The sequence below is a fragment of the Bradyrhizobium zhanjiangense genome (genome assembly GCF_004114935.1).
GTDB classification, from domain to species: Bacteria; Pseudomonadota; Alphaproteobacteria; order Rhizobiales; family Xanthobacteraceae; genus Bradyrhizobium; species Bradyrhizobium zhanjiangense.
This window is the reverse complement of record NZ_CP022221.1, coordinates 1273160-1293395: the sequence shown is the minus strand read 5'-3', so window position 1 is coordinate 1293395 and position 20236 is coordinate 1273160. Positions and strand designations below refer to the sequence as shown.

General features: G+C 64.4%; 20 protein-coding genes. 8 read left to right on the top strand and 12 right to left on the bottom strand.

What is annotated here, in order from left to right; all coding sequences use genetic code 11:
• Positions 1 to 88: 88 nt before the first annotated feature.
• The 6 genes from XH85_RS06110 to XH85_RS06085 all read right to left on the bottom strand — a co-directional run bounded on the left by XH85_RS06110 (position 89) and on the right by XH85_RS06085 (position 4932).
• Positions 89 to 1057 (bottom strand): NAD(P)H-dependent flavin oxidoreductase, encoded by a 969-nt coding sequence (locus tag XH85_RS06110; protein ID WP_128931163.1) that lies wholly within the window; start codon positions 1055 to 1057, stop codon positions 89 to 91.
• Positions 1058 to 1353: 296 nt separating this feature from the next.
• On the bottom strand, positions 1354 to 2754 hold the full coding sequence (locus XH85_RS06105; RefSeq protein ID WP_128931162.1) for an aspartate ammonia-lyase: 1401 nt from the start codon (positions 2752 to 2754) through the stop codon (positions 1354 to 1356).
• Between the two features lie 35 nt (positions 2755 to 2789).
• A complete protein-coding gene (locus XH85_RS06100; protein ID WP_128931161.1) occupies positions 2790 to 3314 on the bottom strand; it encodes a hypothetical protein in 525 nt (174 codons plus the stop codon).
• Positions 3315 to 3392: 78 nt separating this feature from the next.
• A complete protein-coding gene (locus XH85_RS06095; protein ID WP_176945964.1) occupies positions 3393 to 3995 on the bottom strand; it encodes a YqaA family protein in 603 nt (200 codons plus the stop codon).
• 45 nt (positions 3996 to 4040) lie between these two features.
• Positions 4041 to 4445 (bottom strand): phosphoribosyl-ATP diphosphatase, encoded by a 405-nt coding sequence (gene hisE / locus XH85_RS06090; RefSeq protein ID WP_091895100.1) that lies wholly within the window; start codon positions 4443 to 4445, stop codon positions 4041 to 4043.
• Between the two features lie 118 nt (positions 4446 to 4563).
• On the bottom strand, positions 4564 to 4932 hold the full coding sequence (locus XH85_RS06085; protein WP_128931160.1) for a hypothetical protein: 369 nt from the start codon (positions 4930 to 4932) through the stop codon (positions 4564 to 4566).
• Positions 4933 to 5156: 224 nt separating this feature from the next.
• On the opposite strand from XH85_RS06085, the gene XH85_RS06080 reads away from it, so the two are divergent.
• The 6 genes from XH85_RS06080 (at position 5157) to XH85_RS06055 (ending at position 12808) form a co-directional block, all read left to right on the top strand.
• Positions 5157 to 6206: an ABC transporter substrate-binding protein gene (locus XH85_RS06080; protein WP_164940110.1), complete on the top strand. Its 1050-nt coding sequence runs from the start codon at positions 5157 to 5159 to the stop codon at positions 6204 to 6206.
• 83 nt (positions 6207 to 6289) lie between these two features.
• The gene (locus XH85_RS06075) at positions 6290 to 8086 is read left to right on the top strand and encodes a glucan ABC transporter ATP-binding protein/ permease (protein WP_128931158.1); all 1797 of its coding nucleotides are present in this window, start codon (positions 6290 to 6292) and stop codon (positions 8084 to 8086) included.
• A gap of 189 nt (positions 8087 to 8275) precedes the next feature.
• Positions 8276 to 9769 carry a D-alanyl-D-alanine carboxypeptidase family protein gene (locus XH85_RS06070; RefSeq protein WP_128931157.1) on the top strand — a complete coding sequence of 498 codons (1494 nt, stop codon included), beginning with the start codon at positions 8276 to 8278 and terminating at the stop codon, positions 9767 to 9769.
• Between the two features lie 189 nt (positions 9770 to 9958).
• Positions 9959 to 11644 (top strand): long-chain fatty acid--CoA ligase, encoded by a 1686-nt coding sequence (locus XH85_RS06065; protein WP_128931156.1) that lies wholly within the window; start codon positions 9959 to 9961, stop codon positions 11642 to 11644.
• 15 nt (positions 11645 to 11659) lie between these two features.
• A complete protein-coding gene (locus XH85_RS06060; protein ID WP_128931155.1) occupies positions 11660 to 12214 on the top strand; it encodes a DUF924 family protein in 555 nt (184 codons plus the stop codon).
• Between the two features lie 108 nt (positions 12215 to 12322).
• Complete coding sequence (locus tag XH85_RS06055; RefSeq protein ID WP_091895200.1) at positions 12323 to 12808, top strand: peroxiredoxin; 486 nt, start codon at positions 12323 to 12325, stop codon at positions 12806 to 12808.
• A gap of 164 nt (positions 12809 to 12972) precedes the next feature.
• On the opposite strand, the gene rnhA is transcribed toward XH85_RS06055, so the two are convergent.
• Genes rnhA through ispH form a run of 3 tightly spaced genes read right to left on the bottom strand, consistent with a single transcriptional unit; the run spans position 12973 to position 15392 of the window.
• The gene (gene rnhA, locus XH85_RS06050) at positions 12973 to 13437 is read right to left on the bottom strand and encodes a ribonuclease HI (protein ID WP_128931154.1); all 465 of its coding nucleotides are present in this window, start codon (positions 13435 to 13437) and stop codon (positions 12973 to 12975) included.
• Positions 13434 to 14417, bottom strand: coding sequence for a homoserine kinase (locus XH85_RS06045; protein WP_128931153.1), 984 nt, complete (start codon positions 14415 to 14417; stop codon positions 13434 to 13436). Before XH85_RS06045 ends, rnhA begins: the two co-directional genes overlap by 4 nt.
• A 6-nt stretch (positions 14418 to 14423) precedes the next feature.
• On the bottom strand, positions 14424 to 15392 hold the full coding sequence (ispH, locus tag XH85_RS06040) for a 4-hydroxy-3-methylbut-2-enyl diphosphate reductase (protein ID WP_091895109.1): 969 nt from the start codon (positions 15390 to 15392) through the stop codon (positions 14424 to 14426).
• A 264-nt stretch (positions 15393 to 15656) separates the two neighbouring features.
• Here ispH and XH85_RS06035 point away from each other — a divergent pair, with 264 nt between their 5' ends.
• Both XH85_RS06035 and XH85_RS06030 read left to right on the top strand, forming a co-directional pair.
• Positions 15657 to 16352 (top strand): DUF1013 domain-containing protein, encoded by a 696-nt coding sequence (locus tag XH85_RS06035; protein WP_164935139.1) that lies wholly within the window; start codon positions 15657 to 15659, stop codon positions 16350 to 16352.
• Positions 16353 to 16492: 140 nt separating this feature from the next.
• Complete coding sequence (locus XH85_RS06030) at positions 16493 to 16675, top strand: hypothetical protein (protein ID WP_091895111.1); 183 nt, start codon at positions 16493 to 16495, stop codon at positions 16673 to 16675.
• Positions 16676 to 16822: 147 nt separating this feature from the next.
• Here the strand turns inward: XH85_RS06030 and XH85_RS06025 are convergent, their stop codons facing one another.
• The 3 genes from XH85_RS06025 to XH85_RS06015 form a co-directional block, all read right to left on the bottom strand.
• Complete coding sequence (locus XH85_RS06025) at positions 16823 to 17569, bottom strand: OmpW/AlkL family protein (protein ID WP_128931152.1); 747 nt, start codon at positions 17567 to 17569, stop codon at positions 16823 to 16825.
• Positions 17570 to 17760: 191 nt separating this feature from the next.
• Complete coding sequence (locus tag XH85_RS06020; RefSeq protein WP_128931151.1) at positions 17761 to 18030, bottom strand: hypothetical protein; 270 nt, start codon at positions 18028 to 18030, stop codon at positions 17761 to 17763.
• A gap of 294 nt (positions 18031 to 18324) precedes the next feature.
• Positions 18325 to 20235, bottom strand: coding sequence for a propionyl-CoA synthetase (locus XH85_RS06015; RefSeq protein WP_128931150.1), 1911 nt, complete (start codon positions 20233 to 20235; stop codon positions 18325 to 18327).
• Position 20236 lies beyond the last annotated feature (1 nt).

Sequence of the window (20236 nt, the reverse complement as noted above, 5' to 3'; positions counted from 1 at the left end):
GCTGATCCGGGGTCCATGCGGTGTGCGGCGATGGGTCCCGGCTCTGCGGAGCAATGCTACGCATTGCACCGCGTCCGGAACACGAGAACTACAACGGCGGATCGATCGCTTCGTCGTATTCCTTCTTGAAGCGCGCGATCAGGTCGGCGGCGGGCAGGATGCCCTCGACGCTGCCGATGCCCTGGCCCGAGCCCCAGATCTCCTTCCAGGCCTTCGGCTTGGCGCGCTCGCCGGAGGCGTCGGTGCCGAAGTTCATCTTGGAGGGATCGGAGGTCGGCAGGTTTTCCGGATCCATGCCGGCGGCGAGGATCGAGGGCTTCAGATAATTGCCGTGCACGCCGGTGAAGAGGTTGGAATAGACGATGTCGTCGGCGCTCGAGCCGGCGATCATCTCCTTGTACTTCTCGACCGCGTTAGCCTCCTTGGTCGCGATGAAGGCCGAGCCGATATAGGCGAAGTCGGCGCCGAGAATGCGCGCGGCGCGGATCGCCTTGCCGTTGCCGATCGCACCCGACAGCGCGATCGGGCCGTCGAACCACTTCCGCGTCTCGGCGACGAAGGCGAGCGGCGAGATGGTGCCGGCATGGCCGCCGGCGCCGGCGGCGACCAGGATCAGGCCGTCGGCGCCCTTCTCGATCGCCTTGTGGGCGAACTTCTGGTTGATCACGTCATGGAAGACGATGCCCCCCCAGCCGTGCACGGCCTGGTTCAGCTCCTCGCGTGCCCCGAGCGAGGAGATGATCATCGGCACCTTGTACTTGGCGCAAAGCTGCATGTCGTGATCGAGCCGGTTGTTCGACTTGTGCACGATCTGGTTGACCGCGAACGGCGCCGACGGCTTATCGGGATGCGCGCGGTCATGGGCCGCGAGCTCCTCGGTGATCCGCGCCAGCCATTCGTCGAGCAATTCCGGCGGCCGCGCGTTCAGCGCCGGAAACGAGCCGACCACACCCGCCTTGCACTGCGCGATCACGAGATCGGGCACCGAGATGATGAAGAGCGGCGAACCGATCACGGGGATCGAAAGGCGCCCCTTGAATAAAGCAGGCATGGACATTGCGGAACGGTCCTCTCTTGGCGGTCAAACGAAGGCTGTGATCATACCAACAAGGCAATCTTTCCACTGTCAAGTATTGCGTTGTGACGCCGCGGCGGATGCGGCTACCGCAATTCCAACGCGCGGAATTCTTACCCGTACAATCTAACCGTCTTCTTCGTCATTACGAGCGCAGCGAAGCAATCCAGACTCTCTCCGCGGAAGGATTCTGGATTGCTTCGTCGCAAGGGCTCCTCGCAATGACGTGCAGGAAAAGCATCGATCTCCCATGCGCACCGGAAGTCGACGCGATGACTTCACCCGATCAAATCCGGGTTGATCAGCCGCTCGAACGAGAACATCTCGTCCCACTTCTCCTGCGTCAGCAGCTTGCGCTCGACCACCACGATCTGGTGCAGCGACTTGCCGCTCTTGTAGCCCTCGCGCGCGATCTCGGCGCATTGCTTGTAGCCGAGCAGCGGCTTCAGCACCGTGACGATCCCGAGCGAGTTCAGCACCATGTTGCGGGTGTGCTCCTCGTTGGCGGTGATGCCGACGACGCAATGCTCGCGCAGGCTGTTGACCGCGCGCTCCATGGTGCGGATCGAGAAGAACAGCGCGAACGAGATCACCGGCTCCATCACGTTGAGCTGGAGCTGGCCGGCGCTGGCGGCCAGCGTCACCGTGGTGTCGAGACCGATGACGAGGAAGCTGGTCTGGTTCACCACCTCAGGAATGACGGGATTCACCTTGCCGGGCATGATCGAGGAGCCCGGCTGAAGCTGCGGCAAGTTGATCTCGTTGAAGCCGGCACGCGGGCCGGAGGCGAGCAGGCGGATGTCGTTACAGATCTTCGTCAACTTGCTGGCGGTGCGCTTGAGGATGCCCGAGAGCTGCACATAGGCACCGGTGTCGGAGGTCGCCTCGACGAGATCGCCGGCGAGAACGAACTCGACGCCGGTCAGCGCGCTCAGATGCCGGACCGCGAGCTTGGGATAGCCGACGGCCGCGGTCACGGAGGTGCCGATCGCGGTAGCGCCGAGATTGATCTCGCGCAGCAGCGCACGGGCCTCCGAGATGCGATCCACCTCCTCGCCGATCGTGGTGCCCCATCCCCGGAATTCCGCGCCGAGCGACATCGGCACCGCGTCCTGAAGATGCGTGCGGCCCATTTTCAGCACACGGTCGAACTCGCGGCCCTTGGCGAAGAAAGCTTCCTGGAGCTGGCGCAGCGCCGTCATGTAGCTCTCGAGCCGCAGGATCAGCGCCAGGCGAAAGGCGGTCGGATAGGTGTCGTTGGTGGACTGGCCGTAATTGACGTGATCGTTGGGGCTGACGTGCTGGTAATCGCCCTTCGCAAAGCCGAGCGATTCCAGCGCGAGGTTGGCGATCACCTCGTTGGCGTTCATGTTGGTCGATGTGCCGGCACCGCCCTGAATGAAGTCGGTGACGAACTGATCCATCATGTCGCCGGCAATGACGCGGTCACAGCCCAGAATGATCGCGTCCGCGACCTTGGCGTCGATCGCGCCGAGATCGCGGTTGGCCATAGCGGCCGCTTTCTTCACGTAACCAAGCGCCTTCACGAAGTAAGGCTCCTGGCTCATCGGAATGCCGGTGATGTGGAAGTTCTCCTTCCCGCGGATGGTCTGGACGCCGTAATAGATGTCGTCGGCGATCTCACGCTGTCCGAGGAAGTCCTGCTCCGTACGGCTCATGGGCGCTCCTTGTTGCATGCGCGCAGGCCATCACGTCAGTTCTGGCACAGCGCGCTGGTCACGAAAGTGTCGGTGCGGCAATCGTCCGGCTTGCGTTGCCGGCCCGGTATCAGGACCTTGGCCGAGCATTTCTCGGCGGAGTCGGCGTTCAGGCTCTTGCCTTCGCGATAGCCCTTGCTCTGGCAGAGCTGGTCGGCGGCCTGCTTGCAGTCGGGCGCGCCGTTCGCGGAGGCCGGACAGGCCACGCGCCCCGAGACCATGGTGGACGGCTTCGCCAGCCGCGACAAATCGTTCATGGTCTCGCTCGGGCTTTTGATCGCCGGCAGCTTGTCGAACAGCTTGCCCATTTCGTTGATCAGCCCGGGATTTTCCTCGCGCGCCGGCGGCGCGGAAGGAGCGGGTGTCGGCGGCGGCGGCGCGGCCTGCGTCCCCTGCTCCTGGAAGCCGAGCACGGGCGGCGCGGCTTGCGGCCATGCCGTCCTGCCGGCGAAAACCAGGAGCAGCACTGCTGACATCAGCGTCCCGAACCGCATGGCCGGTTTGCCGGATCGAACCATCATGACGGCAAGCGTAGCCGATGCCGGCGCGGCGGCAAAGCGCCGCGAGGTTATTGAGCGAGCATGGTCCTCGCGCAAACGCTAGATCAGCTTGATCGCCACCACGAAGCCGAGCACCAGCACGGCGGCGCCGATCGCCACCCAGAGGCCGAGATGCTTCTCGATCCTGACCCGGATCCAGTCGCCATAGCGGTTGAGCAGGATCGCGACGACGAAGAAGCGTCCGCCCCGCGCAACGATCGAGCACAGGATGAACAGAAGAATATTGTAGCCGGCAAAGCCTGAGGTGATGGTGACGAGCTTGTAGGGGATCGGCGTCAGCCCCTTCAGCAGGATGATGATCGCACCCCATTCCGCATAGGAGGCGCGGAAGGCATCGACCTTGTCGCCGAGGCCGTAGACCTGGATCAGCCACTGGCCGACCGAATCGAACAGCAGCGCTCCGATGGCGTAGCCAACCATGCCGCCGACCACCGAGGTCACGGTGCAGATCGCCGCATAGACCCAGGCGCGCTGCGGGCGCGCCAGCGACATCGGGATCAGCATCACGTCCGGCGGCACCGGAAAGAACGAGCTTTCTGCGAAGGCCACGGCTCCCATGATCCAGAGCGCGTAGGGCTTGTGGGCGGCGTCGATGCACCAGTCGTAGATACGTTTCAGCATGGCGCCGCGATGAAGCACCATGGGACGGATTTGTCCATGCCGAGATTGAGGCGAATTATGACGTTTCTAGTGGCGCTTGCGCGCGGCACGGCCCTCGAGCGCGACAATTGGCCGCCTTGAGGCAATGCGCGGTGACGCGACCTTGGGCAGCTTCATCCGCGATTTCGGCAGCTTCTCGGCGATGCCGAGCATATCTTCACGCCGCGTCATCTCCCGCCAGACGTCCTCGGGACGGACCCCGGCCGAGGCCCACAGCACGGTGAGATTGTAGAGCAGGTCGGCGCTCTCCCGGATCACGGCCTCGCTATCGCCGTTGACCGCGTCGATCACGACTTCGATGGCCTCTTCGGCCAGTTTCTTCGCCATTTTGGAAGGCCCGCGCTGAAACAGCCGGGCCGTGCGCGATGTTGCCGGATCAAGATCTCTGGCCGCGAGCACAGCCAGATATAGCCGCTCAAGCGAATCACTCATGGTACCCAAAACTACTCTAAACCCATGGCGAGCGCGTTAACGCGCGACAATAAAAGCGAAAAACAGGCCGGCGCGGCAAGCGCGACGGCCCGTTGTAGTCAACCTTTGGTAGCCGGAGCTAGTAGCAGTTGGTGTAGTAGCCCTGGCCGCAGTACTCGGACGGAGCCGTACCGCCATAGCGCTGATACTGGTAATTCGGGCCCGGACCATAATAGGGCCCATAAGCAGGACCGCTGTAATAGGCAGGTCCGCCATAATAGCCGTAGCCCGGACCGTAGTCATAGGCGTAGGCGTCACGGCTTGCGGCGATGGCGAGGCCGGTGCCGATGGCTGCGAAAGCCGCAGCTGCGGCCGCGCCGCCTCCACCGCCATGCCAGTGGCGGCCGCCGGCGTATGACGCGGTCGGGGCAATTGCGGTCAGTGCCAGCACCGCGGCGGTGGCAAGAACGGCCTTGCGGCCGGCAAATTTCGAAAAACTGTCAAACATGTGGACCCTCCTTGGGACCTCGAATGGTGTCTATAGACAGGCTCGTGTCTCTCAAACACCCGCATCCCATGTTGGGTTCCCCAACCCCAACACAAGCTGAACGGGGTTGCGTAATCGTGACGCAACCTCCGCTCATCCGCCGTTCATGTTGGCGCGGACAGACTGACCGCCAGCCGGCGCTGCGAGCGTCACGAAACCATAACAATGCGGGACCGGCGCACCCGATGTCGGAATTCAAGACGATCGTCCTTCGTTGTCTGCTGGCTCTCGTGATCTCGCTTGCGACACTGATTGCACGCGATGTCAGCGTGGCCGAAACCGCCGCCCCATCCGTTGCGATTCACTTCACCTTCGACCGGCCATTGGATGCGAGCATGGCGCCGTTCTTCCTGGCCGCAAAGGACGGCAGGTTCGGCGCCGAGCATCTCAGCGTGTCCTTCAACACCGCAGCCGGATCGTCGGAAGCGCTCGCGCGTGTCGCCAAGGGCGACAGCGAGCTCGCGCTGGTCGACATCAACGAATTGATCCGCTTTCGCGACAAGGAGCAGGCCGCGCCGGTCAAGGCAGTGTTCGTGCTGTTCAACCGCGCACCCTACGCGATCGTCGCGCGCAGGAGCCGCGGCATCCACCTTCTGTCCGATCTCGACGGCAAGACCGTCGGCGTTGCCGACAGCGACCTGTCGATGCGGCTGTGGCCGGCGCTGGTGCAGCAGAACGGCATCAATGCATCGCACGTCAAATTTCACAAGATCAGCGCGGCGGTGCGCGAGCCGATCCTCTCCGCGGGCCAGGTCGATGCAGTCGCCGGCTTCAGCTATCTGTCGGCGGTGAACCTGCGCGACCGCGGCGTGCCCGAAGCCGATCTCGTCGTCCTGCGCTATGCGGATTACGGCTGCGAAGCCTACGGCTTTGCCGTGGTGGTCAATCCCGCCTTCGCCGCAGCAAAGCCAGACGCCGTCAAGGGCTTCGTCCGCGCCTTGATCGCGGGCATCAACGCGACCGTCATGGAGCCGGGGCGCGCGGCGGAGGAGGCCGCGAGCCGCATCGAGGACGGCGACCGCAACCTGGAGCTGGAGCGCCTGCGCACCGCCCTCGCCGACAACATCCTGACCGACGAGGTCAGGCGCAACGGCCTCGGCGGCATCGACCCGGCGCGGCTCGATCGCTCGATCGGCCAGGTCGCGCAGGACTTCAAATTCCGCAAACGACCGACAGCGACCGAGATCTTCGACGACCAATTCCTGCCGCCGCTGGCGGGGCGGCTGATCAACTGAACAAAACCGAAAGCTTCCGCTGTATCTCGCGTACGATCCCTGCTTAGAATACGGGCTCCGTCGTCGCCGAGTTCCTCGCCCGCATGTCCATCCTCCGTCTCTACACCCGTGTTCTCGAGCTGCTCGGCAAGGAGGCGCGGCTGGGCTGGCTGCTCGCGGTCGCCAATCTGCTGCTGGCGGGCTCGCAATTCGCCGAGCCCGTGCTGTTCGGCCGGATCGTCGACGTGCTCTCGGGCAAGACCGTAGCCGGCTCGAACTCGGCCTGGCCATTCCTGGCCGCCTGGGTCGCCTTCGGGCTGTTCACCATCGCATGCAGCGCGCTTGTGGCCTTGCAGGCCGATCGGCTCTCGCACCGCCAGCGCCAGGCGGTGCTGACCGATTATTTCGAGCACATCCTGCAACTGCCGCTGACCTTCCACTCCGGCACCCATTCGGGCCGGCTGATGAAGGTGATGCTCAACGGCACCGACGCGCTGTGGCGGCTATGGCTCGGCTTCTTCCGCGAGCATTTTGCCGCGATCCTCTCGGTCGTGGTGCTGCTGCCGCTGTCGCTCTACCTCAACTGGCGGCTCGCGATCCTGCTGTTCGTGCTCTGCATCGTCTTCACCGCGCTGACGACCTTCGTGGTGCGCAAGACCTTCGGCATGCAGATGGAGGTCGAGGAGCACTACAGCGAGCTCTCTGCGCGCGCCTCCGATGCGCTCGGCAACGTCGCGCTGGTGCAGAGCTTCGTCCGCGTCGAATCCGAGGTCAAGGGGCTGCGCTCCGTCGCCGACGAGCTGCTGGCCGCGCAGATGCCGGTGCTGTCATGGTGGGCGCTCGTCACCGTCATCACGCGCGCCTCGACCACCATCACCGTGCTCACGATCTTCACCGTCGGTATCGCGCTGCACGACCAGGGGCTGACATCCGTCGGCGAGATCGTGATGTTCGTGAGCTTCGCGACGATGCTGATTCAGAGGCTCGAGCAGGTCGTGAGCTTCATCAACAACGTGTTCATGGAAGCGCCGCGGCTGCGCGAATTCTTCAACGTGCTCGACGCCGTGCCCGCAGTGCACGACAGGCCCGACGCGATCGATGCCGGCAGGTTGTCCGGCCTCGTCGAGTTCCACGACGTCACCTTCTCCTATGACGGCAAGCGCCCTGCGGTCGAGGACCTCTCGTTCACGGCGCTGCCCGGCCAGACCATCGCGCTGGTCGGTCCGACCGGCGCCGGCAAGTCGACCGCGATCGCGCTTTTGCACCGCGCCTTCGACCCGCAGTCCGGCTTCATCAGGATCGACGGCATGGACGTGCGCGGGATCACGCTGACGTCGCTGCGGCGGAACATCGGCGTGGTGTTCCAGGAGGCGCTGCTGTTCAACCGCTCGATCGCGGAGAATCTGCAGGTCGGCAAGCCGGATGCGACCGAGGACGAGATGCGCAAGGCGGCCGCGCGCGCGCAGGCGCTCGAGTTCATCGAGCGCAGCGGGGGCTTCGAGACCAACGCCGGCGAACGCGGCCGCATGCTCTCCGGCGGCGAGCGGCAACGGCTGTCGATCGCCCGCGCGCTGCTGAAGGATCCGCCGATCCTGATCTTGGACGAGGCGACCAGCGCGCTCGACGCCGTCACCGAGGCCAAGGTGAATGCCGCTCTCGACGAAGTGATGAAGGGCAGGACCACGTTCGTGATCGCGCACCGCCTCTCCACCATCCGCAACGCCACGCGGATCCTGGTGTTCGAGAACGGCCAGGTGACCGAAAGCGGAACTTTCGATGAACTCGTGGCCAAAGGCGGCCATTTCGCCGAGCTCGCCAGGGCCCAGTTCATGGTCCAGGAAAACGCACGGGCCAGCGTGACGGCGGCCGAGACTGCCGCGACTCCGGTCAAATCCCAGTAGCAAGTCCCCATAGGCCCGTCGAAATTCGGCCTATTTCATTGCGGAATACCGCACCGATCCCCCTATTCTCGACGCATCAGCCGGTATAGGTTTGCGACGCCGCAAGCGGCGGCGCTGGATTTCAAAACCGACCATCAGATCACGAGAACCGCAGGGAATCGGCGGGTCTCCAAGGACCGGAATCGGATAGTGCACGCCCTTCGCCCGCTGCTTCGCAAATCGCTGTTCAACCTGTTCGCTGCGGGCCTCGCATGCGCCGCATTGCTCGCGCCGGGCGCAGCGCGCGCCGAAGCGCTGCTGCTGATCGAAGCCGACAGCGGCAAGGTGTTGCAGGCCGATAATGCGACCATCCCCTGGTACCCCGCCTCCGTCACCAAGATCATGACCGCCTATGTGACGCTGAAGGCGGTCAAGGACGGCAGGCTCACGCTCGACACGCTGCTCACGGTGTCGCCGACGGCAGCCTCGCAGTCGCCATCGAAGATGGGCTTCCGTCCGGGAACGCAGCTCACCGTCGACAACGCGCTGAAGATGATGATGGTCAAGTCGGCGAACGACATGGCCGTGGTGCTTGCCGAAGGCGTCGGCGGCTCGATCGACGGCTTCTCCGCGATGATGAACGACACCGCGAAGAAGCTCGGCATGACGCAGACGAGCTACGTCAATCCGAACGGCCTGCCCGCCGACGGCCAGATCACGTCCGCGCGTGATCTCGGAATCCTGGCGCGCGCGTTCCTGCGCGACCTGCCGGAATACGAGTACTTCGTGCACATCCCGGCGATCCGCTTCGGCAAGCGCATCACCGGCAATTTCAACAAGCTGATCGGCCGCTATCCCGGCGCCGACGGCTTCAAGACCGGCTTCATCTGCGCCTCCGGCTACAATCTCGTGGCATCGGCCACGCGCAACGGCCGCCGGCTGATCGCGGTGGTGCTGGGCGCCAATTCCGGCACCGCGCGCGCGGTGAAGGCGGCGCAGCTGCTCGAGCGCGGCTTCAGCCAGGACAATCTGACATGGCTGCGACCCTCGCTCGGCACCGTCGACAATCTCGTGCCGGTCGACGCCTCGCCGCCGAACTTGCGCGACGAGATGTGCGGGCCCAACCGCAAGCGTCCGGCCAGCGACGATGACGATGCGCTGATCGCGGCCAATGGCAGCACGACCGGATCGGCCTCGGCCACCGGCGGCGAAGCCCAGGTCACCTTCTTCACGGCCGGCCTGCAGCCGCCGCTGATGAAGGCCTCCGAGCTGATGGCCTCTGCTCCGGCCGCTGCCGAGCCCGTGCTGGTCTATACCGGCCCGACCCGCACCGGCCCGGCCCTGATCGCGGCGGTCGCGGCCGATGCCGACCAACAGACGGTGGCAAAGCCGCGTGGCAAGAAGTCGCGCGTCGCCAAGAAGCCTGACGCCGCCGACAAGCCGAAGGACGGGAATAAGGACGCGGGCAAGGAATCCAAGACGGCGGCAGCGAAGCCGGCTGCCAAGCCTGACGCCAAGACCGACACCAAGAGCGATACCAAGACCGCAGCCAAGCCGGCCGGGACCAAGCATGCCGCGGCCAAGCACGATGCGGCGGCAAAACCCGCCGAGAAACCGGCGGCAACCGGCGATCAGGCTCCCAAGCCCGCCAAGCCCAAGGCCGCGACCAAGCCCGCCGCCACCAAGCCGGCCAACAACAGTTAACGGCCCCTCAGGCTGGACCGCGCCCGCACTTCGCACCTGCGGCAGCGCGGTCTGTGATGATTCCAGTAGCTACTCCCGGACCTTTGCCCTAAGCCTCGACGGCTTGCCACCCGTTCCGGCAGGCTCGATACTGGCGGCAATGAGGCAAGCCCGAGACACAACGGGCTCAGTTAGATGAGGGGAGTTTCCATGGAGCGCATCTGGCTCAAGCAATATCCGCCCGGCGTGCCCGCCGATATCGAGCCGACGCAATACGCCTCGCTGGTCGACCTGCTGGAGGAGAGCTTCACCAAGTTCGCCGACCGCAAGGCGTTCATTTGCATGGACAAGTCGATCAGCTATCGCGACCTCGACCAGATGTCGGTCGCGCTCGCCGCCTATTTGCAGGGCCGCGGGCTGCAGCGCGGCGCTCGTGTCGCCATCATGATGCCGAACGTGCTGCAATATCCGGTCGCGACCGCTGCCGTGCTGCGCGCCGGTTTCGCGGTGGTCAACGTCAATCCGCTCTATACCCCGCGCGAGCTCGAACACCAGCTCAAGGATTCCGGCGCCGAGGCCATCATCGTGCTGGAGAATTTCGCCCACACGGTCGAGCAGGTGATCGCGAAGACGCCGGTGAAGCACGTCATCGTCGCCAGCATGGGCGACCTGCTCGGCTTCAAGGGCGTGATCGTCAATCTCGTCGTCCGTCGCGTCAAGAAGATGGTACCGGCATGGTCGCTGCCGGGCGCGGTGCCGTTCAACGACGCGCTCTCCGCCGGCCGCGGCATGACCTTCAACAAGCCAAAGCTCTCGCCGGGCGACGTCGCCTTCCTGCAATATACCGGCGGCACCACCGGCGTCTCCAAGGGCGCCACCCTGCTCCACCGCAACATCGTCGCCAACGTCTTGCAGAACGACGCCTGGCTCCAGCCGGCGCTCGCCGCGCCGCCGCATGTCGATCAGCTCATGATCGTCTGTGCGCTGCCGCTCTATCACATCTTCGCACTGACGGCCTGCTACCTGCTCGCGGTGCGCGCCGGCGGCTGCAATCTGTTGATCCCCAATCCGCGCGACATCGCCGGCTTCGTCAAGGAGCTGGCGAAATACCAGGTCAACAGCTTCCCCGCCGTGAACACGCTCTACAACGGCCTGATGCATCATCCCGACTTCAAGAAGCTCGACTTCTCCAAGCTGAAGATCTCGAACGGCGGCGGCATGGCGGTGCAGCGCTCCGTGGCCGATCAATGGAAAGCGATCACCGGCTGCTTCATCGCCGAAGGTTACGGCCTGTCGGAGACCTCGCCGACGCTGACCTGCAATCCCGCGACGGCAACGGAGTTCACGGGTACGATCGGCATCCCCGTGCCTTCGACCTGGATCTCGATCCGCGACGACGACGGCAACGAGGTGCCGCTCGGCCAGGCGGGCGAGATCTGCGCCAAGGGCCCGCAGGTCATGTCCGGCTACTGGAACAGGCCGGAGGAGACCGCGAAGGTGATGACCGCTGACGGATATTTCCGCACCGGCGACATCGGCGTGATGGACGAGAAGGGCTACACCAAGATCGTCGACCGCAAGAAGGACATGATCCTGGTCTCGGGCTTCAACGTTTATCCCAACGAGATCGAGGAAGTGATCGCGAGCCATCCCGGCGTGCTCGAATGCGCCGTGATCGGCATCCCCGATTCCAAATCGGGCGAGGCGGTGAAGGCCTTCGTGGTCAAGAAGGACCCCAACCTCACGGCGGAAGCCGTGATCAAGTTCTGCCAGGAGCAGCTCACCGGCTACAAGGTGCCCAAGCACATCGAATTCCGCAACGACCTGCCGAAGACCAATGTCGGCAAGATCCTGCGCCGGCAGCTTCGCGACGAGAAGAAGGCGGCGGCGGCGTAAGGCCGCTTTCCATTCATGCTGGAAGTCGGCGACATCACGCCATCGGACATTCTCGCCTTCTGGCGCGAGGCCGGCCGCGAGTGCTGGTACAAGCGCGACGACGCTTTCGACGCAGAGGTCAGGCGCCGCTTTCTCGCCCTGTGGCAGAAGGCGGCCGCCGGCGAGCTTGCATCATGGGAGACGAGCGACGACGGCGCGCTCGCGCTCGTCATCGTGCTCGATCAGTTCCCCCGCAACATGTTCCGCGACACGCCGGAGGCTTTTGCCAGCGACGCGCAGGCGCGCGATGTTGCCCGCCGCGCCATCGAAAGCGGCACAGATCGCAGGGTCGATCCCATCCTGCTCGAATTCCTCTATCTGCCCTTCATGCATTCCGAGCACCTGGCTGACCAGCTGCATTGCGTTGCGCTGTTTCAAAACACCGACAATGCCGTGAACCTGAAATACGCTCGCGAGCACGCCGACATCATCCGACGGTTCGGCCGCTTTCCCCACCGCAATCGCCTGCTCGGCCGTGACACGACTGAGGAAGAGCAGGCCTTCCTCGACGGCGGCGGTTTTACGGGCTGATGACATCACGGTGAACGGCCGCTGCCTTCGCCGCTTCCGCCGCCGGCAATATTGTGCAGGCCGGCGCCACGGTCTAAAAAGCGGGACCGATATTCAGGGAGACTGATGATGGCGATCCAGACTGGCGACAAGCTGCCCGAGGCGAAATTCCGCGTGATGACGGCGGAAGGTCCGCAGGTGAAGACCACCGACGATATCTTCAAGGGCAAGAAGGTGGCGCTGTTCGCGGTGCCCGGCGCCTATACCGGCACCTGCCACAAGATGCATCTGCCGAGCATCTTCCTCAACGCCTACGCCATGAAGGACAAGGGCGTCGACACCATCGCCATCGTCTCCGTCAACGACGCCTTCGTCATGAACGCCTGGAAGCGCGACACCGACCAGCGCGACGAGGCCATCTTCCTCGCCGACGGCAATGCCGATTTCACCAAGGCGATCGGCATGGAGCTGGACGCCTCCGCCAACGGCCTCGGCATCCGCTCCAAGCGCTATTCGATGCTGGTCGAGGACGGCGTGGTCAAGAAGCTGAACCTCGAGGCGATGCCCGGCAAGGTCGAGGTCTCCGGCGGCGATACGCTGCTGGGGCAGCTGTAAGGCACGACACTCTCGCGCCACTTGCACAACTGTCATCGCCCGCGAAGGCGGGCGATCCAGTACGCCGAGGCTTCTCGGCTCAATCACAGCCGTCTCTGGAATACCCCGGTCAAGCCGGGCGATGACACCGGAGAGCTTGGCGACGTCCGAGACGACGGCGTCGTCTACTCCCTCACCCTCTGCTGCAACCGCGCCATCGCGATCCCGTCTCGCGCGAGCTGATCGGCGCGCTCGTTCTCCGGGTGCCCAGCATGGCCCTTGATCCAGTGCCAGCGGACCTCGTGCTGCTTCAGCGCGGCATCCAGGCGCTGCCATAGCTCGACATTCTTCACCGGCTTCTTGTCGGCGGTGCGCCAGCCGTTGCGCTTCCAACCGAAAATCCACCCCGTGATGCCCTGACGGACATATTGGCTGTCGGTGTAGAGATCGACCGTGCACGGCTTCTTCAGCGCTTCGAGCGCGGAGATCGCCGCCATCAACTCCATCTGGTTGTTGGTGGTGTGGCGCTCGCCGCCGTTCAGCTCCTTCTCCTTGTCGCCGAACTTCAGGATCGCGCCCCAGCCGCCCGGCCCGGGATTTCCCGAGCAGGCGCCGTCGGTATAGATCGTGACATTGGGAAGCTCGCTCACGCCACCATTCCTGAGGGCATCAGCCCATAGTCGCGAACGCTCGTCACGCTCTGATGGAAGCGCAGCTTGCGGACATATTCCAGCGGATCCTTCGGCTTCACCAGTGCGCCCGGTGGCACGTTGAGCCAGTCGACCAGCCGCGTCAGCAGGAAACGGATCGCAGCGCCGCGCGCCAGCAGCGGCAGCGCAGCCTCTTCCGCCTCGGAGAGCTTTCGTACCCGGCCATAGGCATTGAGGAAGGCGCGCGCCTTGGTGACGTTGAAGGAATGATCCGGCTCGAAGCACCAGGCGTTGAGGCAGATCGCGATGTCATAGGCCAGCATGTCGTTGCAGGCGAAGGTGAAGTCGATGATCCCCGAGAGCCGGTCGCCGAGAAAGAAGACGTTGTCGTTGAAGAGGTCGGCGTGGATCACGCCCTCCGGCAGGTCGGTCGGCCAGACCCCGCTCGAGAGATGATCGAGCTCGGCGGCGAGAAAGGCGCGCAGGCCCGGCTGCACCTCGTCGGCACGGCTTGCGGCCGCATCGAACAGCGGCCGCCAGCCCGCGACCGAGAGCGCATTGGCGCGCTTGATCGCAAAATTGGCGCCAGCCAGGTGCATTTTCGCCAGCCCCTCGCCGACGCCGGCGCAATGGGCCACATTCGGCTTGCGCGGCCACACGCCTTCGAGAAAGGTGATGATTGCGGCGGGGCGGCCCGACAGCTCGCGCAGCGCCTCGCCGTCTCTTCCCTTCACCGGCAGCGGACAATTGACGCCGTGCTCGGCGAGATGCGTCATCAGCGCGAGGAAGTAGGGCAGGTCGTTCTTCGCCACGCGTTTCTCATAGAGCGTGAGGATGAACGATCCGGTCGTCGTATGCAGCAGGAAGTTGGAGTTTTCGACGCCCTCGGCGATGCCCTTGTAGGAGAGCAATTCGCCGAGATCGTATTGCTTCAGGAAATCCGCAAGCTCGTCGGCGGCAACGTCGGTGTAGACCGCCATGCAGATTTACTCTGCGGCGGCTTCGGGGCGCACCGAGCGCGGCAGCGGGAAGAACTCGTTCTCTTCCGCGGCCGAGACCGTCTCCACATGCAGCGTGTAGCGCTCGGCGAACGCGTCCATGATCTCCTCGACGATCACTTCCGGCGCCGACGCGCCCGCAGTGATGCCGAGGCTCGTGATGTTGCCGAACTTGTCCCAATCGAGGTCGGTGGCGCGCTGCGCCAGCACCGCGATCCTGCAGCCCTCGCGCTCGGCGACCTCGCGCAGGCGCTGCGAGTTCGACGAATTCGGCGCGCCGACCACGATCAGGGCGTCCACCACCGGCGCCACCTTCTTCACCGCGAGCTGGCGGTTGGTGGTGGCGTAGCAGATGTCTTCCTTGTGCGGCCCGTTGATGTTCGGGAAGCGCTCCTTGAGCAGCGCCACGATCTCCGCGGTGTCGTCGATCGACAGTGTGGTCTGGGTCACGAAGGCGAGATTGTCAGGGTCCTTCGGCGTGATGGTCTTGGCGTCCTCGGCGGTCTCGATCAAGGTCACGGCGCCGACCGGAAGCTGGCCGAGGGTGCCGACCACTTCGGGATGATGCGAATGGCCGATCAGGAAGATCTCGCGGCCGCGCTTGAAGTGGATCGCGGCCTCGCGGTGCACCTTGGTCACCAGCGGGCAGGTCGCATCCAGCGAGAACAAATTGCGGGACTGGGCATCGGCCGGAACCGACTTCGGCACGCCATGGGCCGAGAACACCACCGGCGCAGTGGTGTTGTCAGGGATCTCGGCGAGCTCCTCGACGAAGATGGCGCCCTTCTTCTTCAACCCATCGACGACATACTTGTTGTGCACAATCTCGTGGCGAACATAGACGGGGGCGCCGTATTTATCGAGCGCCCGTTCCACGGTGTCGATCGCCCGGACCACCCCGGCGCAGAAGCCGCGGGGAGAACAAAGCACGATCTTGAGGTCTGGTTTGGCTGACATTGAGCGATCTCGGGACCGAATCACCCGTTTCGCCTTCCGGCGGGGGCGGTCGATGGATGGAATTGGGCTTAAAACAGCTGCTTGGACCTTACAGCGACTTTAAAAGGAATTGGGCCCCCTTTCGGGCGCTGTCAAGGCACTATCTATAGCAGAACCATTGCGTGGCTACCCCCTCCGGGCTTATATAGCGCGAATTCCCTGTCATCGCTGATGACCACCGGTTTCGCCTCCAGAGGGGTGGGCGAAGCACAAAGGAGATTTGCCATGAGCAACGCACCTCTGATGCCCAAGGCGACCGCCGTCTGGCTGCTCGACAACACCGCGCTGACCTTCGACCAGGTCGCCGATTTCACCAAAATGCATCCCCTCGAAGTGCGCGCGATCGCCGACGGCGACGCTGCCCAGGGCATTAAGGGTATGGATCCCCTCTCCAACGGTCAGTTGACCCGCGAGGAGATCGAGAAAGGCGAGAAGAACCCGGACTACCGGCTTCGCCTCCAGGAGAGCAAGGTGGTGCTGCCGCCCCAGCCCAAGCGCAAAGGCCCGCGCTACACCCCGGTCTCACGCCGCCACGAGCGCCCGAGCGCCATCCTCTGGCTGCTGCGCAACCATCCGGAGCTGAAGGACGCCCAGATCATGCGCCTGGTCGGCACCACCAAGAGCACGATCGCGAGCGTGCGCGACCGCACCCACTGGAACACGTCGTCCCTGACCCCGATCGACCCCGTCACCCTCGGCCTCTGCTCGCAGATCGAACTCGATTTCGAGGTGCAGCGCGCCGCCAAGGAAAAGCCGATCGACGCAGCCTATGGCGGCGCCACCCTGCTGCCGGCCTCCGAGACCACCAAGAAGGACGAGTACGAGCCCGCGGAGAAGTCCAGCGACGACCTCAATGTCGACGCCGTATTCGCCAAGCTGAAGACGCTCGGCGGCAAGAAGCAGGAGGACGAGGAGGAGTAGGCTTGCTTCCCTGCACCGCATCCGGTTCGAACGCGGCGGATCGCTCCGCCGCGTTTTTGTTTGCGGCCGGGAACTTTCGCGACACCGCTCCCGGAACGATGCGGCTGACGTCGCATTGTTTCCAGCGCGGAGGATGAGCGATGCGGGACGAAAACCATTTTGCGTTGATGCTGGGGCGCGCTGTCCTGGCAGCGTGGGGCGACATGCCCCGGGATATCCAGGAAGCCCTGTTCGAGATTGCCCTGACGGACCGCCCTGGCGATCGCGACGATTTGGCGAAGCTGCTGCATGAGCGGCATCCGCGGACGGCGCACGCGGGATAGCCGCTTCTCACCCCTCATCTTATCGCATTCGCTGGTGAGACGATGCCAAGCACCGTCAATGTCAGGCCCCGGCGATGACGATCCCATAACAATCAAACGGAAACTACACCGCGGCGCCGGGGCCCTACCCGGCGCCGCGAAACGCCGTCAGAACTTGTAGGTGACGCCCGCGCCGACCAGCCACGGGTCGATATGCGCAGTGCCGGTGACGGGCAGGCCAGAGACGGTCGCCGAGTAGTCCGGCCGCAGCCAGAGCTTCTTCACGTCGACGTTGAGACCCCAGTGCCGGTCGAGCATGTAGTCGAAGCCGAACTGCACCGCCCCACCCCAGGCATTGCTGACGTGCAGGCGTGTGGTGGTGGCGACGATCGCGGGCGGCCCGACGATCGCGGCCGGCGTGTTGGCGGCCGAATTGTTGAAGAACACGGTGTAGTTCATACCGGCGCCGATATACGGCTTGAACGCGCCGAAATTGTCGAAGTGATATTGCAGCGTCAGCGTCGGCGGCAGCAGCGTGGTCTTGCCGATCGGCAGGTTCGCGAGCGAGCCGGTGCCGCTGATCGAATGCCTGGTCACACCGAGAATCAGCTCGGCCGCGATGTTGCTGGTGAAGAAATAGCTGATGTCGAGCTCTGGCACGGCCTGGTCGCTGATCGAGAGGCCCGAATTCGGCGACGACAGCGACGGCACGCCCGCAACATTGACAGTGCTGCCGCCGGCGTCCGGCAACACGCCAAGCACGCGCAGGCGCACCATCCAGGGATTGAAGCTTTCTACCTGTGGCGGCGCCTTCTTGTAGACCGGCAGATCGGCGGCCTGCACTGAGGCAGAAGTCACCGCGAGCATCGCGCCAATCGCTGCGAGCCGTGCCAAGTTTCTTATCGTTCCGTCCATCTTCATTCCCCTTCAGTATCTCTCGCGCGTCGTTGCGCGATACGAGCGTCAGAGCAGAAAGGAGATGATGAAGGATTTGACGCCGATCAAATCAGGACAGGCCGCCTGCGATTTGGTCGCGGCGTGGCAGATGTGTCACGGGAAACGTGAATGCGGGCAAGCGGCGCGGCATGATAATTCCGCGCCAGCGTTCACGGCCGTTCCGGATGGTTCAGCATATATTCGCCGAGATCGCGCTGACGGCGGTCGGCGCGCGCGGTGGCCGCATTGCGCTGGACGTCGCGGTCCTTGCGGCAGGCCACGTATTCCGGCGAGCCCTGCGCATAGCCGCGGCTCTGACAGACCGCGTCGTCGTCGTCGCCGCCCACCGCCACCGGCGTCTGGTAACGCGCAGAGCAGGCGGAGAGAGCGATGGCGAGAGCTAAGGCTGCAAGCAGACGCGACGTGGCGGCAAGTGGCATACGAGGTCCCCTATTGGCCGGCACTGTTTAGCGCGGAATGCGGAGAATGTAAGTCCTTGGATAGCGTCCCATCTCGCTGTCATTCCCCGCGATCCGGCTACGCCAAGGCTTCGCCGGGGTTGAGGTCCAGGGGGCGCCGAAGCTTTAGCGTAGGCGGCAGGCGGGGAATCCAGTACGCCGCGGCATCTCGGCTCTGGCATCGCCGCCTCTGGAATACTGGATCACCCGCTTTCGCGGGTGATGACAGCGGAAGTTTGGTGAAGCGGTACGCACCCACTGGCAGGATAGCTCGCCTCACACCCTCCCCTTCAGCGCCGCGCCGATCTCGTCGAGCACCTTGGGATCCTCGATCGTCGCCGGCATGGTCCAAGCTTCGCCGTCGGCGATCTTCTTGATGGTGCCGCGCAGGATCTTTCCGGAGCGCGTCTTGGGCAGGCGGCCGACGGTGACCGCGAGCTTGAAGGCGGCGACCGGGCCGAGCTTGTCGCGCACCAGCGCGATGATCTCCTTCTCGATCTCGGCGGGCGCACGCGTCACGCCCGCTTTCAGCACCAGGAAGCCGCAGGGCACCTCGCCCTTGATCGCGTCCTTGACGCCGAGCACCGCACATTCGGCCACATCCGGATGCGAGGCCAGGATCTCCTCCATGCCGCCGGTGGAGAGGCGATGGCCGGCGACGTTGATGATGTCGTCGGTGCGCCCCATGACGAAGACATAGCCGTCCTCGTCCTTGTAGCCGGCGTCCGAGGTTTTGTAATAGCCGGGAAATTCGCTCAAGTAGGATTCCTTGAAGCGCTCGTCCTGATTCCACAGCGTCGGCAGGCAGCCCGGCGGCATCGGCAGCTTGATGACGATCGAGCCCATGGTGTTGGGGCCGACTGGCTTTGCCGCTTCGTCGACGATGTCGACTTGGTAGCCTGGCATCGGCACCGTCGGCGAGCCGTGCTTCACCGGCAGCATGCCGAGGCCGACCGGATTGCCGGCGATGCACCAGCCGGTCTCGGTCTGCCACCAATGATCGATCACCGGCACCTTCAGCTGCTGCTCCGCCCATTCCACCGTCGGCGGATCGGCGCGCTCGCCGGCGAGGAACAGCGTGCGGAATTTCGAAAGGTCATATTGCCGGATGAATTTTCCTTCGGGATCCTCCTTGCGGATCGCGCGGAACGCGGTTGGCGCCGTGAAGAAGGCGACCGCCTTGTGCTCAGAGATCACGCGCCAGAATGCGCCGGCATCGGGCGTGCCGACCGGCTTGCCCTCATACATGATCGAGGTCGCGCCGTGGATCAGCGGCCCGTAGACGATGTAGCTGTGGCCGACCACCCAGCCGATGTCCGAGCCGCACCACCAGACCTCGCCCGGCTTGACCCCATAAAGATTGAACATCGACCAATTCACCGCGACGAGGTGACCGCCATTGTCGCGCACCACGCCCTTGGGGATGCCTGTGGTGCCTGACGTATAAAGGATGTACAGCGGATCGGTGGCCGCGACCGGCACACAAGGGGCTTTCTTGCCGTCGTTCATCGCCTTGCGGCGCAGGCTCGCCCAATCATAGTCACGGCCGGGCGTGAGGTCGCAGGTGTGCTGCGGACGTTGCAGCACGATACAGGCCTTCGGCTTCGTGCTCGCGAGCTTGATTGCCTCGTCGAGCAGCGGCTTGTACTGCACGATGCGGCCGGGTTCGATGCCGCAGCTCGCGGAGAGAATGAGTTTCGGCTGGGCGTCGTCGATGCGGGTGGCGAGCTCCTTGGCGGCAAAGCCGCCGAACACCACGGAATGCACCGCGCCGATGCGCGCGCAGGCGAGCATTGCGACCACCGCCTCCGGCACCATCGGCATATAGAGGATGACGCGTTCGCCCTTGGCGACACCAAAATCCCGCATGATCGCGGCAAGCGCCTGCACCTCGCTCAAGAGCTCGGCGTAGGTGAATTTGGTGACGCTGCCCGTCAGCGGCGAATCATGGATCAGCGCGACCTGGTCGGCGCGGCCGCGTTCGACATGGCGGTCGAGCGCATTGTAGCAGGTGTTGACCACGCCGCCGGCGAACCAGCGGCCGTAGGTTCCTTGCGTGGAATCGAAGATGGCCTTCGGCGGCTCGATCCAGTCGATCTCCTTGGCCGCCTCGGCCCAGAAGCCCTCGGGGTCCGCCAGCGAGCGCGCGTGGACCTCGTGATAGAGACTCTTGCCCTGGACGTTCATT